24 protein-coding genes and 1 pseudogene are annotated in these 24,684 nt (G+C 71.4%); 4 read left to right on the forward strand and 21 right to left on the reverse strand.

Annotated elements, in window-relative coordinates; genetic code table 11:
• Positions 1-71: 71 nt before the first annotated feature.
• On the forward strand, positions 72-2,582 hold the full coding sequence (locus tag KM933_RS13045) for an alpha-L-arabinofuranosidase C-terminal domain-containing protein (RefSeq protein ID WP_221351505.1): 2,511 nt from the start codon (positions 72-74) through the stop codon (positions 2,580-2,582).
• Here KM933_RS13045 and KM933_RS13050 read toward each other — a convergent pair.
• From KM933_RS13050 to KM933_RS13150, 21 genes and pseudogenes are all read right to left on the reverse strand, one after another.
• Positions 2,569-3,021 carry an acyl-CoA thioesterase gene (locus KM933_RS13050; protein WP_221351508.1) on the reverse strand — a complete coding sequence of 151 codons (453 nt, stop codon included), beginning with the start codon at positions 3,019-3,021 and terminating at the stop codon, positions 2,569-2,571. The two genes, KM933_RS13045 and KM933_RS13050, sit on opposite strands and share 14 nt — an antisense overlap.
• An 87-nt stretch (positions 3,022-3,108) precedes the next feature.
• Positions 3,109-5,265 (reverse strand): anthranilate synthase component I, encoded by a 2,157-nt coding sequence (locus KM933_RS13055; protein ID WP_221351510.1) that lies wholly within the window; start codon positions 5,263-5,265, stop codon positions 3,109-3,111.
• Between the two features lie 52 nt (positions 5,266-5,317).
• Entirely contained in the window at positions 5,318-6,073 is a 756-nt protein-coding gene (gene fabG / locus KM933_RS13060; RefSeq protein ID WP_221351512.1) for a 3-oxoacyl-ACP reductase FabG, read from the reverse strand.
• Between the two features lie 26 nt (positions 6,074-6,099).
• Complete coding sequence (locus KM933_RS13065) at positions 6,100-6,906, reverse strand: SDR family oxidoreductase (RefSeq protein ID WP_221351514.1); 807 nt, start codon at positions 6,904-6,906, stop codon at positions 6,100-6,102.
• Positions 6,907-6,964: 58 nt separating this feature from the next.
• Positions 6,965-7,225 carry an acyl carrier protein gene (locus KM933_RS13070; protein ID WP_221351516.1) on the reverse strand — a complete coding sequence of 87 codons (261 nt, stop codon included), beginning with the start codon at positions 7,223-7,225 and terminating at the stop codon, positions 6,965-6,967.
• Between the two features lie 26 nt (positions 7,226-7,251).
• On the reverse strand, positions 7,252-8,244 hold the full coding sequence (locus KM933_RS13075) for a beta-ketoacyl synthase N-terminal-like domain-containing protein (RefSeq protein ID WP_221351518.1): 993 nt from the start codon (positions 8,242-8,244) through the stop codon (positions 7,252-7,254).
• Positions 8,241-9,449 carry a beta-ketoacyl-[acyl-carrier-protein] synthase family protein gene (locus KM933_RS13080; RefSeq protein ID WP_221351521.1) on the reverse strand — a complete coding sequence of 403 codons (1,209 nt, stop codon included), beginning with the start codon at positions 9,447-9,449 and terminating at the stop codon, positions 8,241-8,243. Before KM933_RS13080 ends, KM933_RS13075 begins: the two co-directional genes overlap by 4 nt.
• Complete coding sequence (locus KM933_RS13085) at positions 9,446-10,309, reverse strand: beta-ketoacyl synthase N-terminal-like domain-containing protein (RefSeq protein WP_221351523.1); 864 nt, start codon at positions 10,307-10,309, stop codon at positions 9,446-9,448. The genes KM933_RS13080 and KM933_RS13085 overlap by 4 nt, the downstream gene beginning before the upstream one ends.
• Positions 10,306-11,445, reverse strand: a complete 1,140-nt coding sequence (locus tag KM933_RS13090) for a beta-ketoacyl-[acyl-carrier-protein] synthase family protein (protein ID WP_221351525.1) — start codon at positions 11,443-11,445, stop codon at positions 10,306-10,308. Before KM933_RS13090 ends, KM933_RS13085 begins: the two co-directional genes overlap by 4 nt.
• Entirely contained in the window at positions 11,442-13,007 is a 1,566-nt protein-coding gene (locus tag KM933_RS13095) for a class I adenylate-forming enzyme family protein (RefSeq protein ID WP_221351528.1), read from the reverse strand. The genes KM933_RS13090 and KM933_RS13095 overlap by 4 nt, the downstream gene beginning before the upstream one ends.
• Positions 13,004-13,243, reverse strand: a complete 240-nt coding sequence (locus KM933_RS13100; RefSeq protein ID WP_221351531.1) for an acyl carrier protein — start codon at positions 13,241-13,243, stop codon at positions 13,004-13,006. The genes KM933_RS13095 and KM933_RS13100 overlap by 4 nt, the downstream gene beginning before the upstream one ends.
• Before the next feature lie 7 nt (positions 13,244-13,250).
• A complete protein-coding gene (locus KM933_RS13105) occupies positions 13,251-13,730 on the reverse strand; it encodes a PaaI family thioesterase (protein WP_221351533.1) in 480 nt (159 codons plus the stop codon).
• The gene (locus tag KM933_RS13110) at positions 13,727-15,199 is read right to left on the reverse strand and encodes an MFS transporter (protein ID WP_221351535.1); all 1,473 of its coding nucleotides are present in this window, start codon (positions 15,197-15,199) and stop codon (positions 13,727-13,729) included. The genes KM933_RS13105 and KM933_RS13110 overlap by 4 nt, the downstream gene beginning before the upstream one ends.
• Positions 15,196-16,731 carry a class I adenylate-forming enzyme family protein gene (locus KM933_RS13115; RefSeq protein WP_221351537.1) on the reverse strand — a complete coding sequence of 512 codons (1,536 nt, stop codon included), beginning with the start codon at positions 16,729-16,731 and terminating at the stop codon, positions 15,196-15,198. Before KM933_RS13115 ends, KM933_RS13110 begins: the two co-directional genes overlap by 4 nt.
• A 14-nt stretch (positions 16,732-16,745) precedes the next feature.
• Entirely contained in the window at positions 16,746-18,785 is a 2,040-nt protein-coding gene (locus KM933_RS40255) for an oxidoreductase (protein WP_221351540.1), read from the reverse strand.
• A gap of 164 nt (positions 18,786-18,949) precedes the next feature.
• Complete coding sequence (locus KM933_RS13125) at positions 18,950-20,707, reverse strand: B12-binding domain-containing radical SAM protein (protein WP_260333448.1); 1,758 nt, start codon at positions 20,705-20,707, stop codon at positions 18,950-18,952.
• Between the two features lie 458 nt (positions 20,708-21,165).
• A pseudogene (locus tag KM933_RS39275) lies at positions 21,166-21,317 on the reverse strand (nitroreductase family protein); the annotation flags it as partial.
• 154 nt (positions 21,318-21,471) lie between these two features.
• The gene (locus KM933_RS13135) at positions 21,472-21,672 is read right to left on the reverse strand and encodes a hypothetical protein (protein ID WP_221351542.1); all 201 of its coding nucleotides are present in this window, start codon (positions 21,670-21,672) and stop codon (positions 21,472-21,474) included.
• 19 nt (positions 21,673-21,691) lie between these two features.
• The gene (locus tag KM933_RS13140) at positions 21,692-21,835 is read right to left on the reverse strand and encodes a hypothetical protein (protein ID WP_221351544.1); all 144 of its coding nucleotides are present in this window, start codon (positions 21,833-21,835) and stop codon (positions 21,692-21,694) included.
• Between the two features lie 158 nt (positions 21,836-21,993).
• Positions 21,994-22,185, reverse strand: a complete 192-nt coding sequence (locus KM933_RS13145) for a DUF397 domain-containing protein (protein ID WP_221351546.1) — start codon at positions 22,183-22,185, stop codon at positions 21,994-21,996.
• Positions 22,182-23,033, reverse strand: a complete 852-nt coding sequence (locus KM933_RS13150; protein WP_221351548.1) for a helix-turn-helix domain-containing protein — start codon at positions 23,031-23,033, stop codon at positions 22,182-22,184. Before KM933_RS13150 ends, KM933_RS13145 begins: the two co-directional genes overlap by 4 nt.
• 160 nt (positions 23,034-23,193) lie before the next feature.
• On the opposite strand from KM933_RS13150, the gene KM933_RS13155 reads away from it, so the two are divergent.
• The 3 genes from KM933_RS13155 to KM933_RS13165 all read left to right on the forward strand — a co-directional run bounded on the left by KM933_RS13155 (position 23,194) and on the right by KM933_RS13165 (position 24,635).
• Positions 23,194-23,664, forward strand: coding sequence for an ATP-binding protein (locus tag KM933_RS13155; protein ID WP_221351550.1), 471 nt, complete (start codon positions 23,194-23,196; stop codon positions 23,662-23,664).
• 135 nt (positions 23,665-23,799) lie between these two features.
• Positions 23,800-24,375 carry a hypothetical protein gene (locus tag KM933_RS39280; protein ID WP_260333449.1) on the forward strand — a complete coding sequence of 192 codons (576 nt, stop codon included), beginning with the start codon at positions 23,800-23,802 and terminating at the stop codon, positions 24,373-24,375.
• Positions 24,376-24,434: 59 nt separating this feature from the next.
• On the forward strand, positions 24,435-24,635 hold the full coding sequence (locus KM933_RS13165; RefSeq protein ID WP_260333450.1) for a DUF7919 family protein: 201 nt from the start codon (positions 24,435-24,437) through the stop codon (positions 24,633-24,635).
• The last annotated feature ends 49 nt before the right edge of the window (positions 24,636-24,684 follow it).

Genomic DNA, 24,684 nt, shown 5'->3' on the forward strand with positions numbered 1-24,684 from the left:
AAGTGCTGACCAATGTTCGAAATGGCGAACAAGTAATCGTGTTGCACGTCTCTCGGAGCCGCGGAGGATCCATGTCACATGCCCGCACCGGCACACGCACGCGCTGGAGACTGTCCCTCACGGCCGCCGCCCTGCTGGCCGCCTCCTTCCTCGCCCCGGCCCCGGTGGACGCCGCCGCCGGGGAAACCGCCGACCGCGCGGCCACCGACTACGCGATCACCGTCGACCCGGGGACCGCGGGCGCGACGATCGACGACACGATGTACGGCGTCTTCTTCGAGGACATCAACCGGGCGGCGGACGGCGGCCTGTACGCGGAACTCGTGCAGAACCGGTCCTTCGAGTACACGGAGGCCGACAACGCCGCGTACACGCCCCTCACCTCGTGGGCCGTCACCGGCACCGCGCGAACCGCGGACGACGAGGGCCGGCTGAACGCCCGCAACCGCACCTACCTCGCCCTGGACGCCGGTTCCTCCGTCACCAACTCCGGCTACAACACCGGCATTTCGGTGGAGCGGGGCAAGGTCTACGACTTCTCGGTCTGGGCCCGCGCCGAGGGAGCGCCCGCCCTCTCGGTGACCCTGCACGACGCCGGCGGCGAACTGGCACGGGCCCGCCGCGTCACCGCCCGTGCCGCGGGCTGGACCAAGTACACGGCACGCTTCACCGCCACCCGCACCAGCGCCGACGGCCGCCTCACGGTGGCCGCGGACGGTCCGGCCGCCCTCGACATGGTCTCGCTCCTCCCGCGCGACACGTACAAGGGCCACGGCCTGCGCAAGGACCTGGCGCAGAAAATCGCCGCCCTGGACCCCGCCTTCGTCCGCTTCCCGGGCGGCTGCCTGGTCAACACCGGCAGCATGGAGGGGTACGACGAGGCGTCCGGCTGGGAGCGCAGGCGCGCGTACCAGTGGAAGGACACCGTCGGTCCGGTCGAGCAGCGCGCGACGAACGCCAACTTCTGGGGCTACAACCAGAGTTACGGGCTCGGCTACTACGAGTACTTCCAGTTCTCCGAGGACGTCGGCGCCATGCCGCTGCCCGTGGTGCCCGCCCTCGTCACCGGCTGCGGCCAGAACCGGGCCGTCGACGACGAGACCCTGCTCCGGCGCCACGTCCAGGACACCCTGGACCTCATCGAGTTCGCCAACGGGCCGGTGACCGGCGAGTGGGGAGCGAAGCGGGCGAGGATGGGCCACCCGAAGCCCTTCCGCCTCACCCACCTCGCGGTCGGCAACGAGGAGAACCTGCCGAACGAGTTCTTCGAGCGCTTCAAGCGGTTCCGCACGGCCATCGAGGCGAAGCACCCGGAGATCACCGTCATCTCCAACTCCGGCCCCGACGACACCGGCGCGACGTTCGACACGGCCTGGCGGCTCAACCGGGAAGCGGACGTCGACATGGTCGACGAGCACTACTACAACAGCCCGCGGTGGTTCCTCCAGAACAACGACCGCTACGACACGTACGACAGGAGCGGGCCGAAGGTCTTCCTCGGCGAGTACGCCTCCCAGGGCAACACCTTCGGGAACGCCCTCGCCGAAGCCGCGTTCATGACCGGCCTGGAGCGCAACGCGGACGTCGTCAAGCTCGCCTCGTACGCCCCGCTGCTCGCCAACGAGGACTACGTGCAGTGGCGCCCGGACCTGATCTGGTTCAACAACCACGCCTCCTGGAACTCCGCCAACTACGAGGTCCAGAAGCTGTTCATGCGCAACGTCGGCGACCGGGTGGTCCCGTCGGACGCGACCGCCACCCCGTCCGTGAGCGGCCCCATCGCGGGCGCGGTCGGCCTGTCGACGTGGGCGACGAGCGCCGCCTACGACGACGTGCGGGTGACCGGCGCGGACGGCACGCCCCTGCTGGCCGACGACTTCTCCGGTGACGCCTCGCGGTGGACCCACACGGGCGGCGGCAGCTGGAGCGTCCGGGACGGGCAGTACGTCCAGGGCGACGAGGCCGCCGAGAACACCATGGTCTCCGCGGGCGACCCGGCCTGGCACGACTACGACCTGCACGTGAAGGCGACCAAGAAGGCCGGCAAGGAGGGCTTCCTGGTGGCCTTCGGCGTCAAGGACACCGGCAACTACTACTGGTGGAACCTGGGTGGCTGGAACAACACCCAGTCGGCCGTCGAGCAGGCCGTGGACGGCGGCAAGTCGACCCTGCTCTCCAAGGCCGGGTCGATCGAGACGGACCGTGCCTACGACATCGGCATAAAGGTGCGCGGGCGGCAGGTCACCCTGTACCTCGACGGCCAGGAGTGGGGCGGCTTCACCGACGACAAGCCGGCCGAGCCGTTCCGGCAGGTCGTCACCGAGGACGCGCGGACCGGCGACCTGATCGTCAAGGTGGTCAACGCGCAGACGGTGGAGGCCCGCACGGCGATCGACCTGGGCGGCACGGAGGTCCGCCCGGAGGCGGCGGTGACGACGCTCGCCGCCGCGCCGGACGCCGTGAACACGGAGACGGCCACGGCGGTCGCGCCGGTGACGTCCACCTTCTCCGGGGCGGCGGAGAGGTTCACGTACACCTTCCCGGCGAACTCGGTGACGTTCCTGCGCATCAGGAAGGACTGACGGGCCGGCCGGCCGGGCGGGTGCGGCCGGGCCGGTCCCCGGCCGCGCGTCCGCCGTCCGCCAGGCCGGCCCGAAGACGGTCCGGCCACGGCGCCGGACGGCCGTCGGCGTCGATGTGCACCACCGTGTGACTACCGCTGACGCACACCTGTCCGTCGCTGGTGGCCGTCCAGCCGAAGGTGACGGAGCCGGTCCTCACCCGTTCGACGCTGATGCGCAGCTCGAAGTCCTGGCCGAAGCGCAGGGGCCGGTGATATGCGGCCTCCGTCGAGCGCCGGGGGTAGGAACCCGCCTCGGCGGGCCGCCAGCCGAGCGTACGGAGGAACGCGTGCTCGGCGGCTTCCGCCCAGCGGAACACCGCCGACCAGTGGATACGTCCTCCGGCGTCCGTATCGGCCCACAGCACCCGCAGGTGCTCGACATGCACCGGCTCGTTCAACGGTTTCCGTCCTCCCGCATCGTCCCGTCCTCTCGCATCGTGCGGACGCGCGGGGCCGACGCGCCGTCCGGGCCCCGACGGACCGCCTCACCGCAGCACGGAATCCGGCGAGGCGGTCCGCGTCCGCTCCCGGCAGAGTTCGAGCACCCTGGCGATGATCCGGTGCCCGGCCCGATCCGGTGCGGTGAGGATCGACTCCGGATGGAACTGCAGCGCCCACCGGCCCGCCGCCGCGTCCTCGATCGCCATCACCACCCCGTCGGAGGTCGTCGCCGTCACCGTGAAGCCGCCGCGCACCTCGGCCGGCGGCACGGACAGCGAGTGGTACCGCCCGGCGACGAACTCCGGACCGAGTCCCGTCAGCAGCACGCCCCCGGACACCCGCACCAGGCCCGGTTTGCCGTGCTCGGGCTCGGGCAGGACCGACAGCTTCCCGCCGGCGTGCTCCACCATGGCCTGCAGCCCCAGACACACCCCGAACACCGGCAGTCCTCGCCGGTACACGTCGTCGAGGAGCGCGGCACACCGGAAATCCGACGGAAGTCCCGGACCGGGCGACAGCACCACCAGATCCGGCCCGTACTCGTCCAGCAGGGCGGTCGGGAACCCGTACCGGAGCGTGGTGACCTCGGCGCCCGCCTGCCGGAAGTAGTCGCCCAGCGTGTGCACGAACGAGTCCTGGTGGTCGACCAGCAGCACACGCACCGCCGCGGATCCCGGGGCGCCGGATCCGTTCACGCGGACGGCGGGGCCCGCGGGGCGCCCGGTGCCGGGTCCGCTGCGCGCGTCCGCTTCCGCCAGCGTCTCCAGCAGGGCGCGGGCCTTGACGTGGGTCTCCGCCTCCTCGGCCTCCGGCACCGAGTCGTACAACAGGGTCGCGCCGGCCCGCACCGCGGCCACGCCGCCGGTGATGTGCGCGGTGCGCAGCACCAGGCCGGTGTTCAACGACCCGTCGAACCCGATCTTTCCGACCGCGCCGCCGTACCACCGCCGTGGTGTGTCCTCGTGGTCCTCGATGAACTGCATCGCCCAGGCCTTGGGCGCCCCGGTCACGGTGACCGCCCACATATGGGTGAGGAACGCGTCCAGTGCGTCGAACTCCGGCCGCAGCCGGCCCTCGACGTGGTCCACGGTGTGGATGAGGCGGCTGTACATCTCGATCTGCCGTCGCCCGATCACCCGCACCGATCCCGGTACGCACACCCGGGCCTTGTCGTTGCGGTCCACGTCGGTGCACATGGTCAGCTCCGCCTCGTCCTTGGCCGATCCGAGCAGCTCGACGATGTTCGCGGCGTCCTGCAGCGGTCCCTCGCCGCGCTTGACCGTGCCCGCGATCGGACAGGTCTCCACCCGGTCGCCGGTCACCCGCACGTACATCTCCGGTGACGCGCCGACCAGGTGCTCTCCGGCCCCCAGGTTGAACAGGAACTCGTAGGGGGCGGGGTTGCGCCGGCGCAGCAGGCGGTGGAAGGCGGCAGGTGAGTCGCACCTGCCGTGGAACACATGGCTGGGCACCACCTCGAACAGTTCCCCCCGGACGAACCGCTCCCGTGCCCGTTCGACGAGCCCGGCGTACACCCCGGGCCGGGGCGCCCTCTCCCGTGGTCCGCGCGGTGGCGCGTCGCCCCGCGACTCCGGTCCGGTCTCCCGCCGCAGACCGGCCGTGGATACCCCGTCGACCTCGAACGTGTAGGAGTGCCGGTTCGCCGTCTCCTTCCTGCGGTCCACCACCCAGAGCTCGTCCGGCAGGTGGAGCACCAGGTCCCGCTGGGTCTCCGGCCGGTCCATGCGCCGTCTCAGCGGCTCGAACTGGAACGCGAGGTCGTAGCCGAACGCTCCGTAGAGGCCGAGGTGCGGATCGTCGAACCGGAACGCCGCGACGATCTCGCGCAGCGCACTGAACACGGTCGGCCGCCGGGTGCGTTCCTCCTCCGGGACCATGCGGTCCGGTTCCGGTATCACGACGGTGTGCTCGTCCGCAGCCCGGCCCGCCCGCCGCATCGCCGTCAGGACCACGGGCAGGAGCAGCCGGCCGCGCTCGTTCAGCGCCCGTGCGGTGAGCCGCCGCCCGGTCGCGACGATCTCCACGGGCGGGTCGACGTACGCGACGGCCCAGCGGCTGTAGCGCCCCGGGTACTCCGTCCCGGAACCGAGCACGCCGCCACGCCGTGAGTCGATCAGCCCGGCGACGCGCTCCAGATCGAGTGGGTCGAACGGCGTCACCGTGCGGGTGATGTCCATCATCGTCCTTCCAACTCCGAACACGGCGCTGCCGCCGATCCCCTGCTTCGGCGAGTCAGAGCGAAAAGCCGCCGTCGATTCCCAGAACCTGACCTGTTATGTAGGCGGAACGCCCGGAAAGGAGGAAGGAGATGAGATCGGCCACCTCGTCCGGTGTTCCGGGGCGGCGCAGCGGAATCCTTCTGACCTGCTCTTTCCGCTTCTCCTCGCTGAGCGCGTCGGTCATGTCCGTCGTGATCATGCCGGGTGCGACACAATTGGCCCGTACGCCGAACCGGCCGAGTTCCTTCGCGATCGATCTGGTGAATCCGATGATTCCGGCCTTCGACGCCGCGTAGTTCGACTGGCCGACGCCGCCGTGGACGCCCGTCACCGAGGAGACGGTGACGATGGTTCCGTTGTCGTGCCGCATGAGGGAGCGCGCCGCGGCACGGCAGATGTGGTAGGTGCCGTCGAGATTCGTGCGGATCACCGTTCCCCACTCGGCCTCGGCCATCTGCGCGAGCGGGCGGTCGCGTACGACGCCGGCGTTGGCCACCACCGCTCCCAGCGGGCCGAGTTCGGCCTCCGTCTCGGACACGAGTTCCTCGGCCTGGCCCGCGACCGAGACGTCGGTCCTGCGGACGAGCACCCGGGCGCCGGCACGGCGGGCTTCGGCGGCGACCTCGTCGGCCTTCCGCGGACTGGACAGGTGACAGAAGGCCACGTCGAAGCCGTCGGCCGCCAGGCGGAGCACGACGGCCCGTCCGATCCCGCGTGATCCGCCGGTCACGATCGCCACCGGCCTGTTCCCGGTCCGGTCATCCGGCACGATACGGCTCTCCTTTCGGTTTCGGCTCACACCACGAGGGCTTCCGCGCCGTCGACCCCGATGACGTTCCCGGTGAGCCACGGCGAGTCGGAGGAGGACAGGGTGACGATCGCTTCGGCCACGTCCTCGGCACGCGTCAGCCGGCCGCCCGGATTGATGTCCTGGCAGTGGGCGATCAGCTTCTCGCTGCCCGGGATCTTCCGCAGTGCCGGTGTGATCGTGGTGCCGGCCCGGATCGCGTTCACCGCCACCCCCCGGGCGGCGAGTTCCACCGCCAGGTGGCGGACGTGGGACTCCAGCGTCGCCTTCGCCGCCGCCACGGGCGCGTAGCCGGGCAGCACCCGGTTCCCGCCGGCGCTGGTCATGGCGAAGACCTTCGCCCCGCGGGGCAGCAGGGCGGCCCTCAGCAGATCCTGTGTCCAGTGGACGAGGCTGTGCCCCATGACCTCGACCGTCATGGTGAGCTGCTGCGGCGAGACCCCCGGGCTCTCCTCCTGGCCGTCGCGGACCGGGAGGAGAGATGTCAGCGTCCCGTAGGCGACCGAGTGGAGGACGATCCGGGGCCCGACGCCGGACGTGAGGTCACGGATGACGGGGACGAGTTCCGCGCGGGCCTGCTTCGCCGCGACGTTGCGGTTGAAGAAGTGTGCCTCGACGCCGAGTTCGCGCAGTGTCCCGGCGTGCTCCTCCGCCCGCTGCCGGCCCTCGGCCAGGTCGAAGTGCAGGCCGATGACGTGGCAGCCCGCGTCGGCCAGCGCCCGCGCGGTCGCTCTGCCCATGCCGCTGGAGACGCCGAATATCAGGGCCCAGGATCCCTTCAGGGGAACGAGCATCGGTTTCCTTCCTGCTGATCGGTGCCGAGAGGGCCGGTCGGGGGCGGCCCCCCGGCCATCAGGCCGTCCCGACCTTGGCGGCGACGAGCCGGTGGATCACGGCCAGTGAGGTGAGCGACTTCATCTCCTCCTCGTCGAGCTTGATCCGGTACTTCTTCTCCAACTGCACGGCGACCTCCATCGCCGTGAGCGAGTCGACGCCGAGGTCGTTCTTCAGATCGGCTTCGTCGGTCACCTCTTCGACCGGGAGTTCGAGTTCTTCGGCGATCAGCGCACGCAGGTCTTCGAGGTCGACGTCGGCTGTCCGGTTGCCTGACACGATGCGGCTCTCCTTTCGATCCTGGTTCAGACGGAGGGTGCTTCCGCGCCGCCGGTTCCGACGGCACGGTGTGGTGCGAGAGTCAGTTCGGCGCACGTGACCGTGCCCTGGGCGGAAGCCGCCAGCACCAGATGCCGGGCGGGGGCCCCGCGCTCCTGCGCGAGCAGGCCCAGGACGCGCCGCAAGGGGGTGAGGCAGCCGGCCTGCGCCGGGGCCGGGACGATGACGACGTCGTGCTCGCCGGTCAGTTGGTCCAGCCACCGGGCGGCGGCCGTTCCGACCGCGGAGTCGTCCAGCACGGCGTCGATCCGGCACGGCGGGGCGTCGCCCAGCAGCGGGGCGAAGACCGCGGCGGCACCGCTCGCCGCCGCGGCGGGGTCCAGGAAGGCGCTGCGTACCCGGCACGTGCCGTAGCGCGCGCGGCCCCCCGCGGCGGACTCGCAGTACAGCACGACGGCGCCCGCCTCCGATCCGGGGGCGGTCGCCTGGGAAGGCGAGAGCGCTTCCTCGACCGCGCCCACGAGGACCGTCCGGGCACGGTCCGCGGCGACGGCGCGGGCCGCCAACTGGAGCGCCTCCAGGCCGGCGGTGACCGGGGAGTTGACGGTGAGGCTGAAGCCGGTGATCCCGTGTTCCACCGAGAGGCGGCTGGCGAAGCAGCTCATGGCTATGTAGGGGCTGCTGGACGGTGACATCTCCGCCGCGCCGTCCCGCATGATCGTACGGTCCAGTTCCTCCATCAGGGCGGCGCCGGTGTTGTTGATGGCCACCACCGCGGCCCGGTGCTCCCGAGCGGTCCGCGAGAGCCGGTCCCCGGCGTCGCCGACCGCCAGCCTCGACGCGGCGAGGAGGTACTTGCACGCGTCGGGCAGCCGCCGGTAGCCGCGTCCGGGCAGTGCGGATCCGGCCTGGAACCAGCCGGGAACCGCCTCGTCGGCCGGCGCCAGCGCGTCGTCGGGCCGGCAGACGCCCGGCGCCACGATGCCCAGTCCGGCGACGGCCAGCCCACCCGTGCTCACCGTGGTTCCCCCGCATCCTTCCGGGTGACGTCCCGCACGACGAGAGACGTGTTGTTGCCGCCGAACGCGTAGGTGTTGATCAGGACCGCAGGGGCGCCCAACGGCACGGGGTGCTCCTGCGGCAGCCAGACGTCGCACTCCGGGTCCTGGTCGATCGGGATGTTCGCGGGGATCCGCCGGTGACGCAGCACGAGCGTCGCGGTGAGGCAGGCGAACGCGCCCGCCGCGCCGGTCGTGTGACCGATCATCGCCTTGAGCGAGAAGAGCGGCACCTCACGCGTGCTCCCACCGAACATCCGGTGCAGGGCCCGGCTCTCCACGACGTCGTTGAGCGGGGTCCCCGTTCCGTGGGGGATGACGCAGCCCACGTCGGAACCGCCGAGCCCCGCGTCGGCCAGCGCGTCGGTCATCGCGCGGACGATCTGGTCCCCCGACGGATCGGGGGCCGTCTGATGGTACGCGTCACAGCTCCAGGCCGCGCCGGCCAGTTCGGCGTACGGCTCGGCACCCCGCCGCCGGGCGTGACCGGCCGCCTCAAGCACGATCATGGCCGATCCGTCGCCGAACATCGTTCCCGCCCGGTTCCGGTCGAACGGCCGGCAGCGCACCGGATCCGCGGCCCCCAGCCGGTTGAAAGCGCCCATCCCGGCCCGTGTGACGCCCTCGGCCCCGCCGACCAGGACCGCGGTCGCCTCACCCGCGCGGATCATGTCCGACGCGATCGTGAGCGCGTAACCACTGGCCGAGCAGGCATTCCCCACGCTGGTCACCGCCGCCCGTGAGCCGATCCGCGCCGCCACCACGGCGGCCGCGGGCGCGGGCGTCGTCCAGGCCGTCCGGCCCGCGCTGCGCTGCGTCTCCTGCATGTCCGCGTTGCCCAGCTCCACTCCGAGCACCACGGGGAGCGCGGGGCGCGCCCGGTCCTCCAGGCCGGCGTCGGCGAGCGCCTGTTCGGCCGCGGCGACCGCGAGACGCGGGCTGCTCCCCAGCTCCACCCCGGCGTGGCGGGACGGTTCGGCGGGCACCTCGTCCCGGTCGACCAGGTACATCTTCTTCGTCCGCATGTTGAGGTGCGGCAGCGGGACGTCGGCGGGTTCCCCGCCGCCCGCGAGCAGGCCGTCCCAGTACGCGGTGACACCGGTGCCCACGCAGGAGACGGCGCCCAGGCCGGTGATCACGACACGCCGGTCGTCGGACGTCTTCATGTGTCCCTCCTCCGTGGGGGCGTGAGCACCAGGGCCGAGACCGATGTCCCGTCGCCCTCCCCGGTCCCGGCGCCCGCGACGGCGAGCACCGCCTCGTCGTCCATGTGCTCCACGGCCAGCGCGCACTGCACCACGCCCAGGGCGCCGGAGCACCGTCCGAAGCGCGCGGTCACCTCGTCCCCCAGGCGCCGCCGGACCGCCGTGGCGTCCGCCGCCCGGACGGCGGACCGCTCGTCCCGCGCCCTGCCGTATCCGGCGATCTCCGCGCGGATCCGCGCGGAGCGGCTCTCGGCGCGCCGTACGGGTTCGACCACCAGGCCCACGGCCCCGTCGATCCAGCGGGTGCCGCCGCTCTCCCCGTGCAGCCGCGCCACCGACGGGGCGTCCGGCTCCACGCCTATCACCAGCGCCACCGTGGCCCGGCCCGCGAGGACGAGGTCCCGTGCCGAGGCCACGGCGTCGAGTCCGCCCGAAGCACCGTCGCACAGCGTCAGGTTCGGGCCGCGCATACCGTGGTCCAGTGCGACCCAGGCCGCCGCGAAGGCGCTCGACAACTGCGGTACGCGCATGGGGCTGATGTCCGTGCTGCCGCCGGCGGCGATCGCCGTGACGCAGTCGCACACCGTCTGCAGGCTCGCGAAGTTGCTGGAGACGACCACCGCCGCACCGTCCAGTTCCGGTGCGCCCAGCAGTCCGGCGTCGTCGAGGGCTCGCTCGGCCACCCGTACCGCGAACCGCGACGAGCGGTCCTTGTGGCGCATGCCCCGTCCGGCCAGTGCGGTCGCCGGGTCGAAATCGGGTCCCGCCACCGCCCAGCCGACACCGGTGATCGCGGTCCGTGCCGTGACCGGAGTGTTCATGGCGTGCTCCCCTCCACGATCGCCACGGCGTTGATCCCGCCCATGCCGACGGCGTGGACCTGCGCGGTGGCGAACGCCCCCGTGGCCGGCCGGCCTGTCACGATCCGTACCTCCGCGGCCTGTTCGATCGGGTCGGTGAGGCCGCCGACGGCCGGCAGGGTCCGGGAACGGATCGCTTCGAGGGCCACGACGAGGTTCAGGAGCCCGGCCCCGCCGGAGATGTGGCCCGTGCCGCCCTTGATCGCGGTGACGAGCGGGCCGGGCTCGACGGTTTTGAAGACCTCTCCCAGCGCGACCGCCTCGGCCAGGTCGCTCTGCGCCGTGCCGCTTCCGTGCGCGATCACCAGATCGATGTCCTCGGGGACGACCGCCGCGCGTTCGTGCGCCTCCTGGATCGCACGGACGATGCCCGCGCTGTCCGGTGCCGTCGGATGCGCGGCGTCGCAGTTCATGCTCACGCCGCGCACCCGGCCGTGTGTCCTCCCGGGACGCGTGCCCGCCCGCCGCACCACCACCGCCACCGCGCCCTCTCCCATGATCATGCCGTGGCGGGACCGGTCGAACGCGCGGATGCCGCCGGGCGGCGGGAACTGGATCCGGTCGAACCCGCCGAACGAGCTCTCGGTGATCGAGTCGGTGCCGGCCACCACCACGGTGTCCGCCCGCCCGAGGGCGATCAGGTCGGTGGCCATCCCGAGCCCGTACAGCGAGGCCGCGCAGGCGCTGGCGACGGTGCGCACGTCGTACAGGCCGAAGGCGGAGCGCAGGGCGGAGGTGAAGTGGAGATCGGCGGGGGAGAGGGAGCCCTCGTGCCGCCACCACAGTTCGGCGGTCCGCATCTCCCGGTGCGTGGTCCCGACCAGCACCGGAAGTCCGGGATCGGGTTCGGGCAGGCCCGCGTCGGCCAGGGCCTCCCGGACGACGCGGACGAGCCAGCGGGTGGCCCTCAGTGGCTCCTCCACGTCGGGGCGTGCCCGGTCCGGCACCTCGTACGCCGCCTCCGCGCGGTACCTGGACGTGTCGAACGCCGACAAGGGCGCCAGGCCGGACCGCCCGGAACACAGTGCCCCGTGGATGCCGGCGACGGTGTCCCCCAGCGCGCAGACCGCGCTCATCCCGATGATCTCCCAGCTCATGCCATGTCCTCCGGACCGCCCCCCGGACCGTCGAGCCGGTCGCGGAGCCGGAAGCGGGCCAGCTTGCCGTTGACGGTGACGGGCAGTTCGTCGACGATCTCGACGCGGGAGGGCCTCTTGTACGGCGCCAGCCGCGCGCGCAGTGCCGATCCCACCGACGCGCGGAGCCCGTCCGGGCGCGCCGGGTCCCGGGCCACGACACACACCGTGGCCCGCTCCAGTCCGACGGGATCCCTGCTGCCCACGACCGCGCAGTCGACGACCCCGGCGACCTCCCGGACCACCTGCTCGATCTCGGCCGGCGCGATCTTGTGCCCGCCCAGCAGGAGCATGTCGTCGGCGCGCCCGACATGGCGGATGCCGCCGTCGGCCGCGCGGCAGGCGATGTCACCGGTGTAGACGCCGCCGTCGGCGAACGTACGGGCGGTGTCCTGCGGCCGGTTGAGGTAGCCGAGCGCGGCCGAGTCCGTGACGATGTGCAGCCGGCCGGGGATCCCGTCGCCGACCGGCAGGCCGGCGTCGTCGCGGATGCTCGCGGCCACGCCGGGAACCGGCAGACCGATCGATCCGGGACCGGTGTCGTGCGCCCCGCCCACCACGGCCGCCACGACCGTGTGCAGGACCTCGGTGGCGCCGAACCCGTTGATCAGCGGCACGCCGAACGTCTCGGTGACACGGGCGGCCAGTTCGGCCGGCAGGCGCTCCCCGGTGGTCACGGCCAGGCGCAGCGAGCCGGTTCCGACCGTCCTGCCCTGTGCGGCGAGATCGAGCAGGCCGGCGTAGAGCCGGGGTACGGAGAACAGCACGGTCGGCCGGTGTTCCTCCAGCGCCGCCGCCACACCGAAGGGATCCGCCGCTCCGTCGAGCAGCACCGAACTCGCGCCCGCCGCGTAGGGGTGCAGCAGCGAGTTCCCGAAGCCGTATCCGAACGACAGCTTCGCCGTGGAGAGCACCACGTCGTCCGAGGTGAGTTCCAGCACGCTGCCGATGCCGCGCAGGACCGCGTGCACCGCCCGCAGGCAGTGCCGTACGCCCCGGGGCCTGCCGGTGCTGCCGGAGGTGTACTGGACCAGGAGCTCGTCGGTCGCGCCGAAGCGGGCCGGCAAAAGCGCGGACGTGCTCCCGCGCCCGGAACCGAGTCCGGTACGCAGCGCGGACCGTCCGGCCGCCCGCCGCTCCGCGTCGATCCCGGCCAGCTCGGTCCGTAACGCCGCCTCGTGCTTCGCGGGGACGTCCAGCTCGACGAACTCCGCCTCGCTGTCCCGGACGATGAAGCCGATCTCCGCGGGCCGGAGCATCGGGTGCAGCACGACGGGTACGCACCCGTGCCACCACAGGGCGAGCACGGCGGTGATCGCCGTGACGCGGTCGTCGGAGACGACGACCGCGCGGCAGCCGGACCGCACCCCGGCGTCCCGCAGACGCCCGGCGTACGCCGTCACCGCGTCCCGCATGCCGGCGTAGGTGACCTCGCCCGCCCGGCGGTCCACGGCGCAGCGCAGACCTCCGGCGTGGCCGAGCAGCAACTCGACCGGGTTCACCGTCGCGTCGGCGGGGATCATGGCACCCGGCGCCGGTCACGGAGCAGCCGCAGCACGTCACCGACACTGTCCATCTCCGCGGCGTCCGACGGGGTGAACTCCGTGCCGCAGGCGCGTTCCAGCGCCACGACGAACTCCGCCTTGTGAAGCGAATCCATTTCGAGATCGACGTAGAAGGACTTGTCGACCCCCACATCGGCGACGTCGATCTCCAGCACACCCGCCACCAGCTCCTGCACATCCCGGTCGGTCAGCACGGCATTCTCATCTCCTGGTCTCCATGACCGCCTCGGTGACGAGGGACTCGCTCGTCACCTTTCCGTCCTGCGTCAGCGAGACGCGCACTTCGGCGGATCTCTCGTCCCTCGTGTGCAGTTCGGCTTCGGCGCACACCTCTCCGGGGCGTGTCACCGCGAGGTACCTCACGTCCAGCCGGGTGGTGGCGAACATCATCCGGTCCTCCAGCAGGCTGTACATGACGAACCCGGCGGCCTGGTCGTGAACGCCGGCGACATGGCCGCCGAAGACGATGCCCGGTTCGACGCAGAGATCGCCAGGAATGCGGAATCTCACCGTGACGGCTCCCGTCCGCCATTCCATCGCGACGACCTGGAGCGAGAGCCGCTTCACGAAGGCCGGAATCGGGACGGTGCCCGCGGCTATCCCGTCGAGCGTCCTCTGCCGCACCGTCACGGCGCCCGACGGCGCGGACCCGTCCATGGCCGCCTCCCTCTCGCCCGTCATGAAGCCGGTCCCTCCCCGTCGGTGCGACTGCGGCGCGCGACGACCCGGACCAGCGGTGACGACAGCGCGAAGGCAGCCGTCACCACGAGCAGCCCGAGCATCATGTCGGTCCGCAGCGCGGGGTAGTCCAGAGCCGTCAGATCTCCCCGGAACCCCCGGAAGAACGCCAGCCCCATCACGGCCACACCGAGCGAGGACCCGATCTGCTGAGCGGTGGAGAGCGCCCCCGAGACCGCTCCGGAGTCGTCGCTGCGGACCCGGGCCAGCACGAAGTTCAGCAACGGTCCGAGCACCAGGCCCAGACCCAGGCCCGTGACCGTCATGGCCGGCGCCACGGACAGGCCGAGGTGCCGTCCCGACCCGTTCCACCCGATGGTCGCGATCGTCAGGGCACCGCCCGCGGCGCACACGACGCAGCCGGTGAGAACGGTGCGGGGCGCGCCGAACCGGGACACGGCACGCGCCGACCACAGCGACGTGATCGTGCTTCCGGCCGCGTACGGTGCCATCGCCGCGGCCGTGGCGAGCGCACCGTATCCGAGGCCGTACTGAAGGGTGAGGGAGAAGTAGAGGAAGAAGGGCACCACGGCGGAGAAGTACACCAGGTACAGGGCCAGGGCCGGCCGGAAGACGGGGTCGGTCCAGAGGCCCGGCCGCAGCAGCGGGGTCCTTCCTCGCCGGTCGAGCGCCGCTTCGAGCCGGAGGAAGACGACCAGGAGCACCGGCGTGCACAGGAGCAGCAGCCACCCCCACAGCGGCCAGCCCTGGTCACGGCCGACCGTGAGCGGCACCAGGAGCGCGACCAGCAGCAGGACGACGACGAGCGAACCCGCGTGATCGAGCGGCAGGCGCAACCCCTTGTGCGCAGGCACCATGCGAAGGGCCAGTGCTGCCAGGACGACACCGACGGGAACGTTGACCAGGAAGATCGGGCGCCACTGCAGCCCGGCGACATCCGCGCTGATCAGCAGGCCGGCGATGAGCGGGCCGGCGATCGTGGCGCAGCTCACCACCGCTCCGAACAGCGCGAACGCGCGTCCCCGCCGTTCCGGCGAGACCACGATGTGCAGGGTGGCGATGACCTGCGGGTACACCACGGCCGCCGAGAGACCCTGCCAGACCCGGCCGGCGATCAGCTCACCCGGCCCCTGTGCCAGGCCGCAGGCGAGGCTCGCCAGGGTGAAGGACACGATGCCGATCACGAACATGCGCCGTCTGCCGTACAGATCGCCCAGCCGCCCGCCGGTGATGAGCACGACCGCGTAGGCGACCACGTAACCCGCGACCACCAGTTGCACCTCCGGCACACCGGCCCCCAGGTCCCGTTGCAGGCTGGGGACGGCGACGTTCACGATCGAGGTGTCGGCGAGCAGCATGAACGCGGCGCCGAGGACGAGCGCCGCGGCCCTTCGCTCCGCGGGCAGGAAACGGCCGGGCGCCGGGGCCGCCACCCCGGCCGGGCCGCTCATCCGGGGGCTCCGTGCGGCAGGAGCCGGTGCCGGCGGACCTTCATCGTGCCGGTGAGCGGGAACTCCTCCCAGGGCCGGTAGTGCACCTCGGTGTCCTGTGGCAGGCCCGCCTCGTCACGGGCGCGCCGCCACCGGTCCTCGTCCACCGGCTTGCCGTCCGCCGTGGCCGCCACCACCGTGACGGCTCCCTCCGAGGCGATGACCACGGCCTCGGCCAGTTCGGGCAGTTCGTCGAGCAGGATGTCCTCGGCGCGCAGGGTGCTGGGCACACCGGGGACCCGGTCCGCCTGCCGGTCGTGGAGCTCCACGTGCCCGTCCGGCCTGAGCAGGCCGAGGTCGCCCATGGCCCACCAGGTGTCGCGGCCGGGCAACGGCGGACGGCCCACCATCGACTCGGCCCGGGCGGGGGTGCGCACCTCGATGTGCCCGGGGGTGCCGGCCGGAAGCTCCGTTCCGGCGTCGTCCACGACGCGGACCTCCGTGCCGGGGAGCGGCACACCCACGTCGCGGGAGTGCGGACGCCCCGACTGCCGCAGGGCGGAACGTGTGGTCACCAGCAGCGTGACGGGGCCGGTCTCCGTCTGCCCGTAAGCCTGGACGAACGTCGGGTCCGGATGGTCCGACGCCTCCAGGAGCGTCCGCAGGGTCCGCGGGTGGAGCGCGTCGAAGCTGCTGACATAACGTTCCACCGGGGCGAAGGGGTTGGGCGTCTCGCGTGCCAGCGCCTCCCAGCGCAGGAACATGTTCGGCTGGGCCTCCAGGGTCTCGGGCCGGTACCGCAGGAGCGCCTCGCGCACCGGGGCCGGCTCGGGGGAGGAGATGCCGAGGAACGGCACTCCCGTACTGAGCACGGTGAGGAGCGCGGACGACATCCGCACGTGCACGAAGGACAGGCACTTCGCGCTGATCCCCGAGTAGTCGAGCGACCGCACCACGCCCAACTGGGGAGCCACATGGGCGTACAGGGAGTCCGCCGTGTGCACGAGGAGCTTGGGTCTCCCGGTGGTGCCGGACGAATGCGTGACGAGGACCGGGTCCGTACCGGAACGGCGATGTGTCCGGTGGGGCGCCGACTCGCCGAGTTCGGCCGCGCCCGGCGGAGCGGTCCCCGGAGTGAGGGCGACGACCCGGGAGACGGTCCCGTCCAGTCGCTGCCGCCACCGGCTCAGCAGGGCGGCGCCGTCGGCGTCGATCAGGAGCCAGGGCCGCCGGAGGGAGGTGAGACAGTCCAGGAGATCGGGCGGCTCCATCTTCACCGACAGCAGTGCGGGCAGCGCGCCGATGCGGACGAGGGCGCACTGGATCGCCTGGATGTCGAGGTGGTTGGACTTGACCAGGGCGACCACCGCGCCCGGTCGTACTCCGGCGGCCCACAACCGGTCGGCGTAGTCCACGACCACGGTCGCGAAGTCGCCCACCGTGACCGGGGTGCGGCAGGCGGAGAGCCATGGCGTGTCCGCGCACAGGGTGGTCCCACCGCGCTGTTCGGCGGCGCTCTCCGGCAGCAGGCCGAGATCGGCGACAGGGAGCACGGCATCCTCCTCCGCTACGGGGTCATCGTCGGCCGGTCGACGACGCACAGGTCCGCGCGTCCGGCCAGGACGATCGTGTCGACGTCGGAGGCGGTGATCGAGCCCGCCGCTATCACGGCGAACCCGCTCCTGCGTCCGTTCTGGTTCCGGATCCGGTCCGCGTACCCCTCCCGGTCCGCGTACCCCTCCCGGTCGGCGTCGCTCGCGGCGAGGACGTGCACCGCTGCCGCGCCGCGCCCGGCGAACTCGTTCGCCAAGTCGGCCGCGGCGTCGGCGCCCTCCTCGTCCGTGCACCACTGCTCCGGTGAGATGCGCAGGCTGACCGGCCGCCCGGCCGGCCATGCGGCGCGGACCGCGCCGAGCACTTCGAGCGGGCGGCGAAGACGCTTTCGCAGCGAACCGCCGTCCCGGCCGCGTGCGCCGGCCGGCGGTGACGGAACCGGGGAGCACGAGGCGGCCTCGACGCAGTCCAGCTCCAGCAGGTCGAACCCGGCGGCGGCAGCGCACCGGGCCGCGGCGGCGAACTCGCGCCGCAGCTCGCCGAGGGGTTCGGCGGGGTCGTCGGAACCGCGGTAACCGAGCTGCACGCCGATCTTCGCCGACGAGTGCAGATGGACGAAGTCCACGATCCGCCGCCATCCGGCCGTCTGTTCCTCGGTGTACAGCCCGGCGCGGTCGGGGTGGGCCGTATGCGTGGCGGAGACGGACACCGGACCGGTGAGCACGAGTCCGGCCCCGCCCAGTGCCGCGCCCCCCAGGTGCACCAGCTGCACGTCCCCCGGCGTTCCGCCGGGGTCGGGGAACGTTGTGCCGGGGGAGACCACCACACGGTTGACCAGGTCCAGCCGGCCGAGCGTGAACGGCTGGAGCATGGGCGGGCCCGCCCGGCCGCCCACCGTGCCGGCGAACCACCGCTCCGACCGGGCGACGAAACCGGGGTCGCGTCGGCGCAGACCGGCACAGGAGACCCGGCGGCTGCGGGTCAGGATGTTCACCGCGAACTGCTGCGGCTCCTGACGGGTGTAGCGGTCGACGTTCTCGAACCACTCCCGGCTGGCCCGTGCGGCGCGCTGGAGGGCGGCGACCGGCGGGCGGCGCCCGGCCTCGTACGCGGCCAGGGCCGCTTCCGGGTCCGGCTGCTCCCGCAGGCTTCTCGCCAGGGCCGCCGCGTCGTCCATCGCGAGCTTGGTGCCCGAGCCGACGGAGAAGTGCGCCGTGTGCGCCGCGTCGCCGATCAGCACGATGTTGCGATGCCGCCAGGTCTCGCACCGCACCGTCGGGAAGCGCAGCCACCGAGAGTTGTTCCCGTAGAGCTTGTGCCCGTCGAGGAGGTCCCCGCACAGCTCGGCGATGATGCCTATCGACCGTTCGTCGCTCTCCCCCGGCGCGAGCCGTGCGGGAGCGGCACCGGCGAACCCGGCCGCGCGCCAGGTGCTCTCCGGCAGCTCCACTATCAGGGTGCTGGTGTGAGGGGAGTCGGGATAGGCGTGCACCTGCACGGCCCCGCCCGGCGTGTCCGCGACGTAGAACGTGAACGAGTCGAGCTCCAGGTCGGCGCCCAGCCAGATGTACCGGCACCTCCCCGTCCGCACCGTGGGCCGGAATGCCTCGGCGTAGTGCTCCCGGACCAGGGAGTTCGCCCCGTCGGCGGCCACCACCACATCGTGGTCGGCGGCGAGGGAGTCCACATCGGTGATCTCGCTGCCGTGACGCACCGGAACGCCGAGCCGGGCGCAGCGCTGTTGCAGGGCCAGGAGCAGCCTGGTGCGGTGCATCGCGGCGAACCCGTGCCCGCCCGCCGTGGACGTGGTGCCCCTGTGGCGCACGTCGATGCCGTCCCACCGGGTGAGCGCCGGCCGCATCGTGGACACGAGCGCCGCGTCGGCCCGCCCGATCCCCTCCAGCGCCCGGTCGGACAGCACCACGCCGAACCCGAACGTCTCATCGGGCGCGTTCCGCTCCCAGACGGTGATCTCGTGCTCCGGAGCCAGTTGCCGGCTCAGCGCACTGAAGTACAGCCCACCGGGACCACCACCGATCACAGCGATGCGCACCTCGACCTCCCGCCCGTCCGGTACCTGTGCGGACCGTTTCCACCGCGTCTGCTTCCGCCGTGCCCGTGCCCGTGCCCGTGCCCGTGCCGTCCGCCCGGCCACGGCCCCGGGGACGGCCGCAGGCGGTCGGCCGATCCGTCCCGGACGCGCGAGGACGAGTCCATCTAGGCACCGTGGACCGGGGACGGGGCGGCCGGCGACGCGAGAACGTCCTCGATCATCTGTGCCGGGACGGTGGCGTCGTCGAACCACCGGCCGCCCAGCGGCCGGGGAACCGGCATGATCTGGTCGTTCGTGTAGGACAGGACCTTGCGGTTGTAGTCACGGACCCGGTCCCGCAGCTCGGCCGGCAGCTTCTTGTCGAGGTGGAGCGCCCGCTCCATCTCCCCGAGCAGCTCGCGTGTCTCGCCGATGGTTCTGAGGACGGCCTTGCAGAACCCGGCCGGGAGCACCTTGTACTCGCCCTTGATCTCCACCAGGCGGGAGATCGCCTCGTAGGAGACGTCCTGGAGCCCGCGCCTGTCCAGCCAGCGCGTCTCGTAGTTGAGGCGCCGGTGCCACAGCGGTTCGACCATGGCGCGGCGGTGCTCCTCCAGCGTGCGGTGGTGGATGCGGTAACCGTGTTTCTCCGGTTCCTCGAAGAACTGGGAGCCCGGATCGAGGAACGGCACCATCGGGCAGATGAGCGGAAGGGCTCCCCACCCTCCGAAGGTGCGTATGAGCCGCTCCGAGTACGCGATCGTGTCCATCACCGACTGCCGGTCCTGGTACGGCATGCCGATGAAGAACCAGATCATGATTCCTTTCACGCCGGCATCCAGAGCGCGCGGAATCCACTCCTCCATCTGTTGCATGGTGTAGTTCCCGCGCCCGGCCGCCTTGCTGATCTTCAGGTCGTGGGACTCCGGGGAGAGCATGATGTACGAGTCCGTCGACTCGCCCATCTTCTTGAGGATGTCGGGCGGTGTCAGGCTGAACTGCTCGAAATGGACGCTCTTGTACCCCAGCTCTTTCACGGCGTCCAGGTACTGGTGCATGCGTGTTCTGTTCTCGGAATAACACTGGAGCGCGTATATCGAGGTGCGCTTCGCCGCCTCCCGCATGGTGCGGAGCTCTTCGACGACGAGGTCGTTGTCCTTCTGCACGAGGGTCCTGCGGACGCCCATGATGTTGCGGTAGGCGAACCGGGATCCGCCGCACCAGCCGCAGTCGTGCGCGCATCCGGTGTTCGGCAGGGTCATGATGAGCTTGGACGCCGACGGCCCGCCGTCGGCCGCCTCGCGGTAGTACGACCAGTCGTTGCGCACGTTGTTGTAATTGCTGTCCGGTGTGTGCGAGAAGCCGGTGGCCCGGACCTCGCCGTCGGTCTTGTACAGCAGGTTCGGGATGCCGCGGAAGTCCCTGTCGCCCCGCCGGACCCTGGTGACCAGTTCGGTGACCGGATCGAGGGTGTCGTAGCCCTGGACGACGACGTCGACGCTCGGGTACTCGATCAGCTCACGGGCGTAGTAGGTCGCCGAGATACCGCCGAAGACGGTGAGCGCCTCCGGGTGCACCCGCTTCACGAGGGCCGCGAGCTCGACCGAGCCGTGGCAGTGCGCCATCCAGTGCAGGTCGAATCCGAAGATCGGCGCCTCGAAGCGGGCGAGCAGCCGCTCGACGTCCAGCGTGGGATGCATGAGCATCAGCGAGGCGACGTTCACGATTTTCGTGTCGAACCCGCAGTCGGCCAGCCGCTGCTTTATCGAGAACCAGCCGATCGGATAGATTTCGTAGACCGAGGTGACGTTCACGCTGTCGCTGTCGCTCAGGTAGGCGAACAGCATGTCGTCACGCTCGCGGAAGTCGAAGACACTGGGCGCGTGCAGCAGGAAGAGGTCGGCCTCGATCCGTGATGCCGATGGCTGATCGGTGATCGTCATGCACGCCCTCCCCGGTTCGCTGTTCGCCTGGTGTTCGCTCAGCGGCATCCGCCGGATTTCTCTCCGCTGAACATCTTCCGTGTGAGTTCGTGCGATCTTCACCCGTCGCCTTTCTGCAGAGGCGGCGGATGTGGGGCGGCTCACTGTAACCACCAACTTTTTTTGACCGTCAAGTCAGGGCGCACAGTGCCCCGTGGAACGCCGCACAAGTCGGCCATGACCACGAACGGTGCCGGTGGGCGGGCCGCCGGACGGTTCGCCGCAGGTCGTCTCCGCCGGACGGGTGGATCGGAACGGTGTTCGCGGCACGGGCGGGTGGAGCGGGGCGCAGGATGTCTTTGGCTCGATCGGTGCGCTTGCGGATGACAGGACCTCCGCGACGCTCCGGTGGAACTTCGCCCGGGCCATCCGAGGACAGCTGTGCAGCCCCTCGGCGCGCAGCAGCATGACCGTCTGGAGGTACTTGCGTACGCGTGCCACGGCTGGAGGTTCGACCCGGGGGCACCCAGGCCGCGGCGGACAGCACGCGCTCCAGCACCTCCCTGGGGGCGGGCCGGTCGGTGAGCCCCCGCACCGCCCGCCGGCTCGTGACCGCTTCGTAGACGTCCAAGATCGCCTTCTTCCTGTCCGTCCGGCGTACCGGACGTCCGGCACGCGGGCCGGGTCTGCGGTTCAGGTGCCGGGGATGCCGAGGGGCAGGGCGCTGAGGGGTGATTCGAGGGGGCAGGTGTCGTTGTCGAGGCGGCCCAGCGCGTGTCCGCTCCTCAGCGGTCCCGGCCGGGGCCCGACAGGGCCTGCACGACGGTGAGCGCCCGGCCCTGTTCGGGTTCCGGGTCCGGAGTGAGCTCATCCGGGCGCAGACGGATGAGCCTCATCCCCAGGACCTCCCCCACGTCGCTGCTGCTGTAGAGCTGGGGTCCGGTCAGAACCGCACGCAGCAGGCCGGGGACGGAGTACGGGGTCACCGTGTCGTCGGGGATCCCGTTAGAGGAAGTCCCGGCCGTTCTCGTCGTCCCCGGCACGGATGGCGACGCGCACGGCCCCGGGCGCGGGCAGGACGCCGCGCAGGCGGCAGTACGCGGTGACCGGAGCGTTCAGGAAGTACAGCAGGCGGCGAGTGATGTCCACCTGCTGCTCTCGGTCTTCGGGTCGGTCACGGACGCATCCATGCGGGGCACTTGTCGTTTCGTCGGTTGCGGCAGAGCCTGCCGGGCGGGCAGCACCGGAGGCGGAGCCACCGTTGCGCGGCGGCAGGGCGGCCGGTGGCGGCCGCCCTGCCGGAAGTTTCAGACACGCCGGTCGGACGCCAGGGCCGTGAACGCCGACCAGGCGTCACGGGAGACGGCCAGTGCCTGCCGCCGGGTGTCCTTGGAGTCCCGGACGAGGACGGCGTGGGGGCGCACGGCGACCTCTACGCAGTTGCCGCCCCCACCGCCGCTGTAGCTGCTCTTGTGCCAAGCAAGTTCGGTGGTGCTCATAGCGCTCCTCGCATCTGCTCCAGCAGGCTCGTGGTGGCTCGATGGCTCAGGGCCTGCGAGCGCATCTTGCCATAGCGCTGAAGCATGGCGCTTGCGGCTTTCGGATCGGTGACGAGCATGCTGCAGTCATGGGCTTCGACGTATCCGACCCACCGGTTTTCCATGGTCTCGGCTAGGTAGAGAGGGCCTTCGAAGCCTGCATGGTCCTCCTGCACCAGCGGCATGACTTGAATCTCCACGTTCCGGAGACGGCCCACATCGAGCAGATGGTCGAGCAGCGCGATCGTCACTTCGGTGCCGGCCAAGCGGCGATCCAGCAGAGCTTGTTCGATGATGAAGCTGAACGTGCTGTTCGGGCGTGCCCTGAGAAGCCGTTGGCGTTCCAGTCGAGCGGTGACCTGCTGCTCGAACTGTTCCTCTGTCAACGGCGGCAACCGCCGCTCGAAGAGGGCGTGAATGTACGGTTCGGGCTGCAACAAGCCCGGAACCACGCTGGACTCGTACGCGTACAGCGACACCGCCTCCTCCTCGATCCCCGCCCACTGGCGGAACCAGGACGCCAGCCCCACCTTCCGCGTCAGGCTTCTCGCCGCCGCCGCGAGCACCCGTCCGGCGACCGCCCCCAGCGCATCCTCCGACCGGTCCAGCAGGTTCCGCGGCGGGAACCGCTTGCCCTGCTCGATCTTGGCGACGTACGCGACCGAGTACTGCACCAGCGGCGCGAACTGCTCCTGCGTCAGGCGGGCTTCCTCCCGCAGCGCCTTCAGTACCGCGCCGAAGGTCCTGAGGCTGTCCGACAGCTCCGGTTCACAACCCCCGCCTGTCCCGCCGCCGTTGTCCGCCGCCATCGCAGCCGCCTCTCCCTGTGCCGTCCCGCACCGCGCCACGCACGGTCAATGTATGGTCACGCACGGCGATACTCCCAGTCCAGCGGGTGAACCAGTACAACGCGATCTGTATCGGTGCCGGCCCTGCCGAGGGCCGGCCGACCCGCGGCAGGCTGGCCGCATGCCAGTCCCACAGACCCAGACCCCCGGCGCCGTACGCGCCTTCGCGCAGCGCTTCTCGGCGACCCGGCGCGGTGCCCGCCTCGCCCGGCTGCTCGCCGCGCACCAACTCACCGCGTGGGGCCACCCGCACGGCACCGTGGTCCACGACGCGGTCGTCCTGGTCGTCGCCGAACTCGCCGCGAATGCGGCCCTGCACGGCTGCGTACCGGGACGGGACTTCGCCCTGCGCCTCGCCCGCGACGACGGCCGGGGTGTCCTGCTCGTCGAGGTGTCCGACACCCACCCCACCCTGCCGGTCCGCGCCGCGCCCACCGCGGACGAGGACCACGGCCGGGGTCTGGTCCTCGTGGACGCGCTCGCCGCCCGCTGGGGCGTACGCGACCGGGTGGGCCCCGGCAAGACGGTGTGGGCGGAGTGCGTTCTGTCCCCGGGGACGCGCTCCGTCGGCCTCCCGCCGGTCGGCCGGTGATCCGCGGCGGTTTACACGTCGTCGACGTCGACGGGAGGATGGTCCGTCCCGGCTTCCGCCGGGGCAGGGCCGATCCAGCCGCTCGGAGATACCGTCATCGATACCGTCATCACTGCTTCACGGGGACCGACCGACATGCTCGACAGGAAGGAGGCCGAGCGGAGGGCCGCGGAGTTCCTCGCCGCGGAGAGCGCGTCATGGGGGCCGTCCTCCCCTGTCCGGCTCATTCCCGAGTACTGCTTCGTCGACGGGGGGCGGTTCATTGCTCTCTACGACCACGTCGACTATCTCGATCACGGTCGGGAGGACATGCAACTCGGCGGAAACCTGCCGATCGCGGTCGACCTGGCATCCGGATCGTGCCGCTTCACGGACTGGGACGAGATGGACGACTTCGCGGTGCGCGGCCTGCTCGATCAGTGCTCTCCAGGTGAGGACCGGTTGATGTTGGACAGGGAAGAGGCGGCCGGGCTGGCCCGGGAGTTCCTGGACGAGAAGGTCAGTCACGAGGGCATGGCCCTCGCACTCGTCGAAGGAGAGTGTGCGCGGCTGGGAGGCGCCTTCTACTTCGACTGCCAATCGGTCGCCCACCTCCGCAGCGGAGACCCCCGGGACATGGCGGTCGGCACCGGCTACGTGCGCGTCGACGGGGAGACGGGAGAGTGCCGGATGCTGGGAGCGACCGAGTCCGCCCGGCTGGACCTCTTCTGACCGGAGCACCCCCCGCCACCGGCGTCCCGAACGCCTTGCCCCAGGATGAGGAGCGACGAATGACCTACTTCCCTGACCTGACTCGCTACTCCTACGACGAATCCGACCAGGAGATGCTCAACGTCGGCTGGCTGGCGCCGCGGCACGACTACCGCAAGGGGATCGTGGACGAGCGTGTGGTGGACGCGTTGCGAGTTCTCAGTGCCGCCTACGAGAACCAGATGCGCGGTGTCCATCACTGTGGTTTCTGTGACACCTGAAGTTTCCCCGTGATCTTGGACACGTGATCGTTATGCCGCGAGGGTGTGC

The sequence above is a fragment of the Streptomyces beigongshangae genome, assembly GCF_019710745.1.
GTDB lineage: Bacteria > Actinomycetota > Actinomycetes > Streptomycetales > Streptomycetaceae > Streptomyces > Streptomyces beigongshangae.